Origin of the sequence: Halomonas sp. SS10-MC5, from assembly GCF_015992245.1 — a bacterium.
Taxonomy (GTDB): Bacteria; Pseudomonadota; Gammaproteobacteria; order Pseudomonadales; family Halomonadaceae; genus Halomonas; species Halomonas sulfidoxydans.
In genome coordinates, this window is the sequence record NZ_CP065435.1 from 691,003 (window position 1) to 704,299 (window position 13,297).

At 58.0% G+C, this 13,297-nt stretch carries 11 protein-coding genes and 1 pseudogene; 4 read left to right on the plus strand and 8 right to left on the minus strand.

Annotation, left to right across the window (positions count from 1 at the left end; genetic code table 11):
• The first annotated feature begins 89 nt into the window (after positions 1 to 89).
• Together I4484_RS03185 and I4484_RS03190 are read left to right on the plus strand one after the other, a co-directional pair.
• Positions 90 to 1,172 (plus strand): adenine-specific methyltransferase EcoRI family protein, encoded by a 1,083-nt coding sequence (locus I4484_RS03185; RefSeq protein ID WP_197449587.1) that lies wholly within the window; start codon positions 90 to 92, stop codon positions 1,170 to 1,172.
• Positions 1,172 to 2,257, plus strand: a complete 1,086-nt coding sequence (locus tag I4484_RS03190; RefSeq protein WP_197449588.1) for a DUF262 domain-containing protein — start codon at positions 1,172 to 1,174, stop codon at positions 2,255 to 2,257. Before I4484_RS03185 ends, I4484_RS03190 begins: the two co-directional genes overlap by 1 nt.
• A 137-nt stretch (positions 2,258 to 2,394) precedes the next feature.
• Here I4484_RS03190 and I4484_RS03195 read toward each other — a convergent pair.
• A pseudogene (locus I4484_RS03195) lies at positions 2,395 to 3,249 on the minus strand (IS5 family transposase).
• Between the two features lie 827 nt (positions 3,250 to 4,076).
• On the opposite strand from I4484_RS03195, the gene I4484_RS03200 reads away from it, so the two are divergent.
• Entirely contained in the window at positions 4,077 to 5,768 is a 1,692-nt protein-coding gene (locus I4484_RS03200) for an ATP-dependent endonuclease (protein WP_197449589.1), read from the plus strand.
• 515 nt (positions 5,769 to 6,283) lie between these two features.
• On the opposite strand, the gene I4484_RS03205 is transcribed toward I4484_RS03200, so the two are convergent.
• Positions 6,284 to 7,525, minus strand: coding sequence for an FAD-binding oxidoreductase (locus I4484_RS03205; protein WP_197449590.1), 1,242 nt, complete (start codon positions 7,523 to 7,525; stop codon positions 6,284 to 6,286).
• Between the two features lie 410 nt (positions 7,526 to 7,935).
• On the opposite strand from I4484_RS03205, the gene I4484_RS03210 reads away from it, so the two are divergent.
• Positions 7,936 to 8,691 carry a TIGR01458 family HAD-type hydrolase gene (locus I4484_RS03210; protein WP_197449591.1) on the plus strand — a complete coding sequence of 252 codons (756 nt, stop codon included), beginning with the start codon at positions 7,936 to 7,938 and terminating at the stop codon, positions 8,689 to 8,691.
• Between the two features lie 85 nt (positions 8,692 to 8,776).
• On the opposite strand, the gene I4484_RS03215 is transcribed toward I4484_RS03210, so the two are convergent.
• From I4484_RS03215 to I4484_RS03240, 6 genes are all read right to left on the minus strand, one after another.
• Positions 8,777 to 10,039, minus strand: a complete 1,263-nt coding sequence (locus I4484_RS03215; RefSeq protein ID WP_197449592.1) for a type II toxin-antitoxin system HipA family toxin — start codon at positions 10,037 to 10,039, stop codon at positions 8,777 to 8,779.
• On the minus strand, positions 10,029 to 10,292 hold the full coding sequence (locus tag I4484_RS03220; RefSeq protein ID WP_197449593.1) for a helix-turn-helix transcriptional regulator: 264 nt from the start codon (positions 10,290 to 10,292) through the stop codon (positions 10,029 to 10,031). The genes I4484_RS03215 and I4484_RS03220 overlap by 11 nt, the downstream gene beginning before the upstream one ends.
• A gap of 169 nt (positions 10,293 to 10,461) precedes the next feature.
• Positions 10,462 to 10,995: an HD domain-containing protein gene (locus tag I4484_RS03225; RefSeq protein WP_234283619.1), complete on the minus strand. Its 534-nt coding sequence runs from the start codon at positions 10,993 to 10,995 to the stop codon at positions 10,462 to 10,464.
• A gap of 82 nt (positions 10,996 to 11,077) precedes the next feature.
• Positions 11,078 to 11,254 carry a DUF1289 domain-containing protein gene (locus I4484_RS03230; RefSeq protein WP_167112086.1) on the minus strand — a complete coding sequence of 59 codons (177 nt, stop codon included), beginning with the start codon at positions 11,252 to 11,254 and terminating at the stop codon, positions 11,078 to 11,080.
• A gap of 41 nt (positions 11,255 to 11,295) precedes the next feature.
• Positions 11,296 to 11,874, minus strand: coding sequence for a tetratricopeptide repeat protein (locus tag I4484_RS03235; RefSeq protein WP_197449595.1), 579 nt, complete (start codon positions 11,872 to 11,874; stop codon positions 11,296 to 11,298).
• 331 nt (positions 11,875 to 12,205) lie between these two features.
• A complete protein-coding gene (locus I4484_RS03240) occupies positions 12,206 to 13,273 on the minus strand; it encodes a class I SAM-dependent methyltransferase (RefSeq protein WP_197449596.1) in 1,068 nt (355 codons plus the stop codon).
• Positions 13,274 to 13,297 lie beyond the last annotated feature (24 nt).

The window sequence follows — 13,297 nt, forward strand, 5'->3', positions numbered from 1 at the left end:
CTTTCCTCGCACTTACTGAACCGCTGCGTTAGACAATCGAGTAACCAGTTATAACCGAAAAACAATGGATCAACTTTAGGAAAAATAGGATGGCGGGTACGCAGAACGCAAGCCTGAGCAGGGCGAAGACGAACAAAGAGGACGAGTTCTACACGCAGCTGGAAGACGTCGAGCGGGAACTCAAGCACTATAGGAAGCACTTTACGGGCAAGGTTGTCTATCTCAACTGCGACGACCCAAGGGTCAGCGCCTTCTTCCACTTCTTCTCTTATAACTTCGAAAAAATCGGTCTAAAGAAGTTGATCGCAACCTGCTATAGGAACCAGAAGCGCGACCTCTTCAGCGAAAATGACAGCGATCGAGCGATCTTGCTGGAGTACGAGGGTGACAAGGACGGTGACCGCATCCCTGGCGAGGACGAGATTGAGGTCAACTTCTTGGAAGGCGATGGAGACTTCCGCAGCGCGGAGGCTATCGAACTCTTGAAGCAGGCGGACATCGTGGTCACGAATCCTCCCTTCTCCCTATTCCGGGAGTACATCGCTCAGCTCTTCGAGTACGACAAGAAGTTCATCATCCTTGCGAACCAGAATGCCATTACCTATAAGGAGATTTTTCCTCTTATACGAGATCAGGAGATGTGGTTAGGGGCGAACAGCGGGGATATGAGTTTCAAGGTCCCAGAGCACTACACGCCGCGAGAGACCCGATTTTGGGTTGACGACACGGGGCAGAAGTGGCGGAGCTTCGGCAACATGTGCTGGTTCACCAACCTGGACTACAAGAAACGCCATGAAGACTTGATTCTCTACAAGACTTACAAACCTGACGACTACCCAATGTATGACAACTATGACGCTATTGAAGTTAACGCGGTCGCGAATATTCCCCGTGACTATGACGGAGTCATGGGAGTCACGCCGGGCTTCTTGACCAAGCACAACCCCGACCAGTTCGAGGTCCTAGGGCTCAGCGGGACTGACTATCCTCGAACTAGGGACTACGGGAAGAAGGAGCGGGTCGTAAACGGTGAACGCATGAAGTCAAACACCGGTACCCTCGGGTGTGTGATTAGGACGGACTCCTTCGGCGCAGGAACACATTTTGACGTTGGCTATCCCGTGAAGGGTGTGTACAGACGTGTGTTTATCAAGAACAAGAAGGTGTACTAGTGGAAATCGAACTCAAAAAAATTCTTGTCCGCGATCTATGCGACAACTACGAAGACGACGCGGAGGGCGGTGTTCGCGGATATGGCGGGCTCCTCGACATACGCCCGCCCTATCAACGTGAGTTCGTCTACGATGCCAAAGAGCGCGACAAGGTAATAGATACGCTCACCAAAGATTTTCCCCTCAATGTAATGTATTGGTCGGTTCGCGACGACGGAACCTACGAAGTGATCGACGGGCAGCAGCGTACGATCTCGATTTGCCGGTACGTTGATGGAGAGTTCGCGTGGAACGACCTCTACTTCCATAACCTCACGGATGACCAGCAGGAACAGATCCTCGATTACGAATTGATGGTGTATTTCTGTGAGGGGACGGACAGCGAACGATTAGCGTGGTTCGAGACAATCAACATTGCCGGTAAGGTTTTGACCAAGCAAGAACTTCGCAATGCGACATATGCTGGTCCATGGTTATCTGATGCCAAAAAATACTTCAGTAAGACTGGGTGTCCTGCCTACCAAGTGGGCGGAGACCTCATGAGCGGAACGCCAATCCGTCAAGATTATCTCGAGACTGTCCTTGGCTGGATCAGCGGCGGCAATATTCTTGGCTATATGGGGAAGTATCAACATAAATCCAAGGCGAACGAGTTGTGGGTGTACTTCCAAAACGTAGTTGCGTGGGTGCGAGCGACTTTTCCCAAGGAGCGCAAGAAAGAAATGAAGGGGCAACCTTGGGGTTTGCTCTACAACGAGTACAAGAACGAGACTCTCGACCCGGACGAACTCGAGGATCGCATTTCAGCGCTTATCCAAGACCCGGACGTGACGAACCATCGCGGTGTTTACCTATACGTCTTGAACGGCAAGGAGAAACATCTCAACATTCGTCAGTTCGATGGGAGGATGCGTCGCTCAGCGTTTGAACGACAGAATGGGATATGTCCGGATTGCGGCAACACCTTTAAAATCGAGGAGATGGAGGCAGACCATATCACGCCGTGGCACGAGGGCGGCAAGACTGAAGCGGACAACTGTCAGATGCTCTGTATCCAAGATAACCGAAAGAAAGGGGGGAAATGATGCTGTCTTAAAATCAGTTCAGCGAACGGTCCGCTCCGCGGCCCGCCGCTGAACCTTGGCGTTATATTGAATGGTCTGAAGGCTGGTATCCAAAATTTCGTAATTCGCTACTTACGCTTGACACCGTACCAGATTGCCTAGGTTTTGTACGAAAAGTCGGCACGTAGGCAACGGTCTATGCAAGCCAGACATACCATGGCGCGAAAGCTACGGGCCAGCTTGTCATAACGCGTGGCGATTCGCCGTAGCTCCTTGAGCCAGCCAAAACCGCGCTCGATCACATTGCGCTCCCGGTACTTGGGCTTGTCGAATCCTCGGGGCAACCCAGGGCGAGGTTTTCGGCGCATCTTGCGCTGCGCGATGATTGGCTTCATCCGGTGTCGGTCGCAGTAGCGGCGCAAGTCATCACTGTCGTAGCCCTTGTCTGCCACGATATAGCGGCAACGCTTTCGTGGCCGGGCCCGCGCTTCCCGTCAGACGGATCGTTTCCATTGTGGGCATGAAATGACGAGTGTCGGCGTCTTGACCCGGTGACAAGGTGAAGGCCAGCGGCCATCCATGTCGGTCGCAGACCAGATGAATCTTGGTAGTCAAGCCGCCCCGGCTGCGGCCCAGCGCATGGTCTACCGGTTCGTCCGATCCCCCTTTTTACCGCCTCCCGAGGCGGCTCGAGTCGCACGGACGGCGGTGGAATCGATCATCCAGGTGTCCAGGTCCATCAGGCCATCCTCGCGAAGCTTGAGCTGAAGGCGTGCCAGCACCGCATCGAAGGTGCCGTCATCGCGCCACTGGCGGAATCGGGCATACACCGTGCTCCACGGGCCATAGCGCTCTGGCAAGTCGCGCCATTTGGCTCCCGAACACAAGACCCAGAAGATGCCGTTCAATACCTGGCGATCATCCCGCCTTGGCCGGCCCATCTCCTGCGGGGGAGAGACGATGTCCTTGATCAGCGACCAGCTATGGTCGGATAGCTCGTAGCGTCCTGCCATACCTCCTATATGCTGCTGCGGCATAAGTGAAATTAGCAGAATCTACTTTTCGTACAAAGCCTAACTTTTTGCTGTGGAGAAGTGGGGCAAGGGAGTCTGGGCATAACAGCGCCGAGCCCAACCTGTGCGTGAATTTGAATGAAGCGGGTATGGGGTATGGGGTATGGGGTATGGGGTATGGGGTATGGGGTATGGGGTATGGGGTATGGGGTATGGGGTATGGGGTCTCCCAAATTGTACAAGCTGTAAATATTGAAATTCATTGCAGTTCCCAACCATTCGCCGCACCATCATGTTGAGCCTCATCGTATCCAACACCTACTGTAGTGTCAGCCCCGCTCCAGATCGACGCTGAAGAGATCGACGGTGTCAGCCATTAGCCGTGCTCGACGCACAAATTGGCGTATCAGCTGCCGAGGCCAACGCTGCGGAGAATGAGAGCCACAAAGAGGCTGATGAGGAGTAGCGGGCCTCTCCGGGCCGAGTCCAAGCAGCATGGGAAGTAGCAAAAAAGGGCGCCTCAAGGGCGCCCGTTTCCGTCATAGTCTCACACTCAGAAACGGTCGACGCGGAACGGGTCATATCCACCGCTGGCTCTTCGCCACCCATCATCTGGGCAAGCAGTTCGCCGGTGGCGGGGCCGAGGGTAAAGTCTTGGTGACCGTGGCCGAAGGCGAGCTGCTAACCTCTCGTGTGGCTCATGGCAGGGCGTGCTCTTGTCATTGAGTCTATTTGGCTGAGAGCTGCATCTATGAAGCTATATGAATCGTATTGGTATATGGAACATACGGCTAGTGTTTTAATTTAAATTATAGATGAGTAGGAAAATGAGAGCTATAAGTTTAAGGGAAGTTAGGATATCGAATTATAGAAGTATTCGAGATGAACAAGTTTTAATCATAGGTGATGAATCCACTCTTATTGGGCCTAATAATGCAGGAAAAACTAATTCGCTAAGAGCCATTTCCATACTTTTTGGTGGGTATGATAATGCCTTCAATTATGACCGTGAGCTTGATATTCCTTTTGACCGGCAGTCGAAGAAAACTTCTATCATTGGGCTTTTTGAAATAGATGAGTCTGAGCTATGGTTTTGGGATGCAATAGATAAACTACATGTGCTCCAAGGTACTAAAAGAGAAAATAACCAAATCTCTTTGTATTTATATTTCACTGAAACGAATACGCCAGTGTATAACTTTTTTACTAATGTTAAGAGACCGCAGGATAAGAAGGCAGACTATAGCCGAATTCTGAGGGCTTTAGTATCAGATTTTATATCAAAGTTTCAAGTTGTCTATATACCTAGTGAAAAAAGCATTGACGACCTGTATAGGAGCCTTCTAGCCCCTAGGCTTAGCTCAAAAGCAGCTGCGATTCTCAGTAGTGCAATGGAGGATCTTGATATAGAATTAAACTCAATCAATAAGTCTATAAATAATACCCTTAGGAGCTCTCAGATTGAAGGTGCTGAAGTTCAGATTGAGGTTCCTGGAGGTAGTTTAGAAAATATCATAGGTCAATTTAGTCTTGCAGTAACTGACGAAGTCAAAACATCATATACTAGCAAGGGCCGCGGGCTGCAAGCCGCGATATTTTATGCAAGCCTTCACTGGATAGATGAAAGGATAAAGGAGGCTGGACAAAATCCAGTGTGGTTAATCGAAGAGCCTGAAAGTTATATGCATCCCGAGCTTGCAAATAATAGTAAGGACATGGTTCGTAAGTTAGCCAAAAAGAGTATCTCTGTTGTTAGTACACATTCCATGCAATTTATGCCTAAGATTGCTGAAGGCATCCATGGTTTTAATATATCGTCAGGAAGTACCATTATTAATCGATTTGTAAAGTTTGATGATGCATGTAGTTCTTTGAAAAGATCCTTGGGTATTCGTTTTAGTGATTATTATGGGCTTGCGAACAATAATGTGTTTGTTGAGGGGAAATGGGATGTTTACGTTATAAAAAACTGTGTTAGTAAAGTTTCTGAATTGTCGGGTCAGCCTCTTTCACTTTTGAGTGAAGCCCTTGTAGTTGAAAGAGAAGGGACAACAGGGTTGGCCGGATTTATAAAAGCTGTGTATGAGCACGTACGTAAAGAAGTTGCTGCAGTAACAGTGTTGGATGGAGATGCGGCCGGCGTTAAAGCCCGTAGGGAATTGCAAGGTTTTTTTTCAGGCAGGGGAGAGTTTGTTGCTAATAAAGACTTCGTTTCGGTTCGTGCTGGATATGAAATGGAAGGAATTTTTCCGGATGAATGGATCAAAGAATGCTATAAGGAACATGAGGGTTGGTTCGAAGGCTGGAGTGTAGATGCAAGCGGCGAATTGGAGCCTTTTTCAATAAAAGATAGAAATAAGGAAAGCTACGCAAAATATATGTGCGAGAAGGTGCTTAGTCTCAGTGCTGGGGAAAAGCTGCCGGCCCAGGTAAATCAGCGGCTTTTTAATTTCTTTAAAGTATTGGATGAGGCGTTGTTTTTTCAACAAAAAAAACTGGCCGCTGAAAGTATCATATAATATCTATGCGAAGCGATACGTTTCTTATCGCTTTGCTATTTTCCCACGATACCCTGGCAGCGCTCCTGCATTATCTTATAGAAGTCGATCCCGCAAGCTTTATCGGCACCCAGGGGCGCTTGGATCAAGACGAGTAGCTCTTGTTGACAATATAGAGCTGCCATTCCATGAGATGCTATACGAGCAATATATTAAGGCGAGGGCAAAGCATAAAGCGGGCGCGTCATGGGCGCTCGCTTTCGTGTTACATCACACTCAGAATCGATCGACGCGGAACGGGGTCAATATCCCCCGCAGGTTCTTCGCCATCGATCATCTGGGCGAGCGGTTCGCCGGTGGCGGGGCCGATTCCTGCCACTCGGTCGCATACTCGAAGCGCAGCGGTTGAGCGTACCGATCGGTAATTATGAGGATGATTGAGGCTTGATTAGAGGTAAAAATTACCGATCGGTAACTCTGGAATTAAAGCGGGCGCCTCAAGGGCGCCCGCTTCCGTAGTGAAGTAGTGATTTGCGTCAGAAGCGGTCGACGCGGAACGGTGCCATATCCACCGCCGGCTCTTCGCCATCCATCATCTGGGCGAGTAGCTCACCGGTGGCCGGGCCCAGGGTGAAGCCCTGGTGGCCGTGGCCGAAGGCGAGCCACAGCCCTTCCTTGTTGGGGGCGGGGCCGATCACCGGCTTCATGTCGGGCAGGCAGGGGCGGGCGCCTTTCCAGGGCTGGCTGTCGCGACGCTTGCCCAGCGGGAACAGCTTGCGTGCCACCTTCTCGGCGGCGGCCAGCTGCTTGTACTGGGGCGGCGATTCCAGGTCGGCCAGCTCGGCGCCGGTGGTCAGGCGAATGCCGGCGCGCATGGGTTCGAGCAGGAAGCCTTTCTCGGCGTCCATCACCCAGTGGTTGAGCTTGGCTTCCCCTTCGGCGGAGTAGTGCATGTGGTAGCCGCGCTTCACGAACAGCGGCACTTTCATGCCTTGTCTCGCCAGCATTTCACCGGCCCAGGGCCCCAGGGCCACCACCACTTCCTCTGCCTCCAGGGTTCCCTCGCTGGTATTGACTCGCCAGCCGCCATCGACCTGGAGCACGTCCTCGACGCTGGCCTTCATCACATGGCCGCCCTGTTCGGCAAAGCTGCGGGCGTAGGCCTGCACCAGGCCGCCCGGGTCCGAGACCATCCAGGGCTGTGTCCAGTGGATTGCCCCGATCAGCCCCTTGCCCAGATGCGGCTCCTTGGCGTAGAGCGCCTCGGTGTCCAGCACCTCATACTCGACCCCGAAGCGCTCGTGGTTCTCCTGGGCTTCTTTCTGGCGCTCCTCCAACTCCTTTTGAGTGCGGTAAAGCTCCAGCCAGCCGCCCTTGCGCACCAGTGCCTCGGCGCCGGCGGCCTCGATCATCGGCGCGTGGGCATCCTGGCAGCGTATGATCAGCGAGGCCCACTCGTTCACGATGCGCTCGTAGCGCTTGCCGCTCGAGTTCAGCCAGTAGTCCAGCAGCGGGCCCGCCGCGCTCAGCATGCCGGTGGGGCGGTAGCGGATGTCCACCTGGCGGTTGGGCACTACCCGCAGCAGGGTGGCGATATCGCGGGGGAAGGCGTAGGGGCGCACCGCCTCGCGCTGGATGATGCCGGCATTGCCGAAGGAGGTCTCGAGGCCCGGCTCGCGGCGGTCCACCAGCGTGACGTCATGGCCGCGACGCACCAGATGCCAGGCCACGGATACGCCGACCATGCCGGCACCAAGAACGATGATTTTGCGGGCCATGAAGGTCTCCCTGCCGATGGAAAATGGAAAGCTCCGCCGCGGGGCAGAGCCTGTCATGGGCGGAGTTTAACAGCACTTCCCAGAAAGTCTGCTACCTGCTGATAATTAAGATCATTGCTCTAACTTTTGTATAAAAAGCGGAATCTTTGTTCGCAAATGGAGTGGTGAATGGAATTATTTGCGTATCTGGCTCCTGAGCCTGCGCTGGACACCAGCCAGGCAGCGAGCCGCTGGCTGCCGAGTACCTTCCGCTCCCGCGAGACTGACCGGAACGGGGCCGCCAGGCATGGATGGACAGCGCTGCGCGGGCTAGGCTGTGTCTGAAAAGGCAGCGAGCGTAGGCAGTTTACGGACAGAAGCCTAGCCTCAATGTAGTCAATCCTGCTGAGACGCGACGGGGAGAGACGCCGATGCTCAAGGCGGTCTTGCTCGACATCAGTGGCGTGCTGAGCGAGGACGGCGAGGCCCTGCCCGGCGCCGTGGAGGCGGTGGCGCGGCTGCAGTCCAGCGGCCTGGCGCTGCGCTTCCTGACCAACACCTCGCGCAAGACCTCGGCCGCGGTGTGCGACGAGCTGCAGCGACTGGGCTTCGCCCCGGCGCCCGAGCAGGTGTTCACCGCACCGGGGGCCATCCGTCGCTATCTCGAGCGCAGTGGTCTTCGTCCCTACCTGCTGATCCATGAGCGGCTCGAGCCCGAGTTTGCCGGCCTACCCTGCGAAGCGCCCAACGCGGTGGTGCTCGGCGATGCCGAGCAGCGCCTGGACTATGCCCACCTCGACGAGGCCTTCCGGCTGCTGCTGGAGGGGGCGCCGTTGCTCGCCGTGGGCACCAACCGCTACTTTCGCCAGTCGGGCATGCTGCACCTGGACGCGGGGCCCTTCGTGCGCGCCCTGGAATACGCCGCCGGCATCGAGGCCAAGGTGCTGGGGAAACCCGCGAGCGATTTCTTTCATGCCGTGCTCGACGAGATCGGCGTGACGCCCGGCGAGGCGCTGATGGTGGGCGATGACGTGGGGTGCGATGTGGTCGCCGCCATGGAGCTCGGCCTGCAGGCCTGCCTGATTCGCTCAGGCAAGTATCGCCCGGGGGACGAGGCGCGGGCGCCGCAGGCACGCTGTGAGGCGAGCCTGGCCGAGCTGGTCGATGCGTTGCTGGAGGCGCGTTAGGCGTGCGCCATACCGAAGCGGATGCTCGCCATGGCCTGGCTATGTCTGATCAAGGAAGGTGTGGCAGGTGCTTGCGTTGGAGGGGTCACCTCCCAACGACCCACCGCTCCGGCAGCTTGTGGCAGTTTCTCAGCAGGCGTTGCTGCAGCCGTTCCAGCAGCGTTTGCTCAGTGCCTTGCTGGGCCTCGGCGCTCAGGGTGGTGAGGGTAGCGTCGATGGCTGCCGGCATGCGTTCGGCGAGTTCGAGACCTTGCTTGACGAAGTAGCGCGGTTGGAATCGCATCGAGCGTGCCAGCGCTTCCAGGTGTGAGCGTTCGATGCTGCCGGGGTGATCCTCACCATTGATGCGAAACGCGAAGCGGCGTGCGAGGCCGCTATAGAGCGTGGTGCTCATCAGATCATAGAACGGCGCCAGCCGGGGGCCTTCCTCGGTGTAGAGGATGGCAAGGTTCTTGGCATGGCTGTCGTTGTTGCCGATCAGCAGGTTGAAGAAGCACCAGGCGATCAGGCGCTGCAGGTCCTTAGCCGGTGCTCCCACCTGCTGCATGAGTTCACGACAGCGCGCCAGGCCGGGGCCGCCGTCGCTTTCGTACTTGATCAGCGAGGGGGTACCGGCAAGCTGGCAGAAGTCGAGCTGGTGCAGGCGACGCAGCCGGCCCTGTTCGTCGGGCGCCCGGTCGTACCGGCGCACGAGGCAGGCGTGGGTATCGGGCTGGTAGCTGGCTTCGGCGACTTCGAGCCCGAGTTCGGCGGCCAGCTGCATGCAGAAGGTTTCGTTGATGGCGCTGGCCCATACACCTCTCAAGCCTTGGATATCCGGCTTGAGGATATGGCTGGAAGGGGCCGACCCTTCCGGGATGGCGGGGCTTCCGTCTGCTTGCACCATTAGCAGCAACTTGTTCTGAGCGCCGGCCAGCGTGATCCGCGCCTCTTCGCTCTGCTGCGAGAGCAGAGGCCCTCGTTCTCTGTGCCGTAGGTGTTCCGCCAGCGCTTCCCAACTGATGGGCCGATAGTGCGGCGGAGCGGGTGTTTCTCCTGGCGGCAGCAGAGTGAAGCCGCTGGCCGTGTCTCCGCCGATGGCCTTCAGCAGGCCGAAAACGGTCGTGGTGTGGTGGCGAAGCTCGAGGTGACGGCGCAGGTCGCCTTCCGGCAGCAGGTTTTCGAAATAGGCCAGCACCGCATCGCCTACATGCACCTGCTGCGAGAGGGGTAGGGAAGGAGAAAGGCTCACCGCTTCAGGGTGCTCCAGCCAAGCGGAGGCATATTCGAAGCGCAGCGGTTGTGCGTCATGCAACCGGCCGACATGCCTGTCGCCGTGGTAAAGCTCCAGGGTATCGTCACTCGCCATGGCGGTTGCCACCCTTGCGCCGCACCACCACCTCGAGCCCCATCAGGTCGAGTACATCCAGCACCTTCTGCAATTGCAGTGTCGGCTTGCCGCGCTCCAGGTCGACGATGAAGCGATTGCCGGTGCCGGCGAGGCCGGCCAGGTCGATCTGCAACAGCCCCTGTTCGGCGCGCAGCTGGCGCACCAGCTTGCCGAGGTCTTCGCTGTGGCGAATGGTGGCGGCCTGGGTAGGCGGGAAGTCGGTGGTCGGCATGGCAAATCCGCTTGTAATTACCGTTCGGTAATTCTAGGCAGGGATTTACTGATTCGCAATGAGGAAATTACCGATCGGTAATTTTCGTGGGAATCAAGGTTCGATTTACAGAAAAATTACCGATCGGTAACTCCTGGCCGTATCCATGGGATCGGTCGACTGTCGCTGGTTACCGCGCAGCGCCGCGGATCCTTGCCTCGCCTTCAATTAATACGCTCCATGCCTGGCGCCTCAGCGCCTCGTCACCCGCTGTCATCACTTCCAGGAGCAGGCGCTTTTCGGCCAGGTAGACCCGGGCGAAGCCGGGGGCCCGCGCGACGATGCTGCCGGTGTTGTCGATCAGGTCGGCGTACTTGATGGTCTGCGCCTCGGGGGAGATCTGCGCCAGCCTGTCGCGCTCCAGCGCCTTGCGGTGAGCGCGGTTGCCGATTTCCGGGTCGATGAATTGATCCGTCAGCTCCAGGACCAGAACGGCCACCCGCTCGCCGAAGCACGCCTCGATGTCCAGCGCCGTCACGGCGGTATCCTCGAGCACGTCGTGCAGGTGGGCGGCGGCGATCATCTCCGCTGTCGCCGTCTCCACGGCCGACACTCTCTTCGCGACGTTCGCCGGGTGCCGCCAGTAGGGCTCGTCGGTGTACTTGCGCCGCTGCCCCACGGCCTGGTGGGCGGCGCGGCTGAACAGCGCCGCCCGTTCGATCATGTCGTCCATCCTGGTCGCTCTCTCCGTAACTCTCTCCGTAACGCTCCCCGCTTCACCTTCTTCCGCTCGACCTTCCCCTGCCTCAATCCCGGGGGAGTTTCTTCAGGCGCTCATCGGCGCGCTTCACCGTTTTCATCTTCTCCGGCCGCTTCATCGCTTTCCAGTGGCGTATCTCTTCCATCGTGCGGCCGCAGCCGATGCAGAGATCGCCTTTCAGTTGGCATATCGAGACGCACGGGCTTTCGATCTTCTTCGCCATTCAATGCCTCGTTGGCTTGGTGAGACCCTGTACCGTGCAGCTTACGGCAAAAACACCCGGATCAACGCTTCGCGCTCCATCTCCAGCATCTCTCCCGACATCGGGTTCTGCCCGGCTTCCTCACTAGCCTGCCATTCCAGCAGCAGCGCCTCGGCTTCGGGCGAGCCGGCCAGGCGGGCCGCGAGGATGTGGTTGGCGTTCGGCGTGTCAGTTGGCTCGCCAGCCATGACGTAGGCGGCCTCCACCTTGGCATAGCACGCCACGGCATCGTCCGTGGCTCCCTCCAGGCGCTCGTGCAGCATGCAGCGCAGCAGCATTCCCTCCTTGTGCAATCCCTCCTCGTCGAGCGCATCCAGGTCGCGGCTGGCTGCTTCATAACGGCCCAGACTGGCAAGCAGGCTGACGCGGTTGGTGCGCAGTTCGGTGTGGTCGGGGTGGCGCGCCAGCCCCTCGTCGTAGATCGCCAGCGCCTTCTCGTAGTGCTGCGTATCGCCCCCGGCTTCCATCAGCACAGCACCCGCGCGCTCCAGGTAGTGCGCCGGCGGTTCGCCGCTGGCCGGCGAACCGCCGGCCAGCAGCAGGGTGGCAAACAGGTATTTGTCGGTCTTCGGTGAGTGCATCCCAATCCCTCGGTCTTTCTCCATGTTGAAACTCATTATTGTTCGCCTGGAGCGGCGGGTCATGACTGAGCGAGGGGTTGAGATATGGCTTACAAGAGTTTCAGCGATTTCTTACGCCAGGTTGTTAACTGACAACCTACCCACCGGCACAGGGCCGTCGATGAGGCCCTGCGCGAAGTGGCCCGGGTCAGCATGCAGGCCAACGTCGCTCGTGAGACCCTCGTTTGCCTGCGGAGGAGATCCAGCGCTTCGAGGCGCTGGCCTGATGACCAGTCCCCGAAGCCGCTGGTGCCTTGTGGGTTGCCGGGCCCGGTTGCCGGGCCCGGCGAACTCACCGCCTCGCTTCGAGGATCAGGTTGAACGGCGTTTCGGCGGCACGGCGGAAGTGGGTGAAGCCGGCCTGGCGGAACACATCGGCCAGGCGGGCTTCGCCGGCCTGGGCGCCGAGCACGAGCTGGCCGCCTTCCGAGATGGCGTGGGCGCAGCAGATGGTGGTGGAGGCGGCGTAGTACATGCGCGAGACGACGGAGAGGTTGTTCTCGACCCTGTCCTGGGCGTAGGGCTCGACCAGCATCACCGTGCCCCCAGGGGCCAGCACCTGCTCGGCGTAGCGGGCGGCGGCAACGGGGTCGCCCATGTCGTGCAGGCAGTCGAAGAAGCAGATGAGGCCATACTGACGATCGGCGTAATCCACCGCCCGGGCGATCTCGAAGCTCACGCGGTCGGCCACGCCTGCCTCGTCGGCGTTGCGCCGAGCCGCCTCGATCGAGGCCGGGTGGGCATCGATGCCGTGGAAGCGGGAGTTGGGGAAAGCCTTGGCCATCAGCACGGTCGAGTGGCCGTGGCCGCAGCCCACGTCGGCCACGGCGATACCGGCGTCGAGCCGGCCGACCACGCCCTCCAGGGCGGGTAGCCACTCCGGTACCAGGCTGGCGCGATAGCCGTTGCGGTAGAAGGCCGCCACGCCGCACTGCAGGCGGCTGTCGTGGTCGCCCCAGGCTACGCCCTTGCCGGTACGAAACGCCTCCAGAGTGCGCTCCTCGTCGAACCACATGGAGGCCGGCACCTGCCAGGCGTGGGGGATGAAGACGGGGCTCTCCTCGTCGGCCAGCACCATGGCCTGCTCGGGGGAGAGTTCGTAGCGGTCGCTGGTGGCGTGGTAGCCCACGTAGCCGCCGGCGGCCTGGGCGTTCAGCCACTCGCGCACGTAGCGTTCGGCGCAGCCGGTGCGGCTGGCGAGCTCCTCGGCGCTGAGCGGGCCGGCGCCCGCCATGGCCTGGTAAAGGCCGAGCTTGCTGCCCAGGCTGATCATCACCCCGCCGTAGGCGGCGGAGATGTCGCCGACGGCCAGGTTGACCAAGGCTTCGAGTTTGGTTGGATCGATGGCAGGGGCGTTCATCAAGTGCAGTTCCTGTCTTGTTGT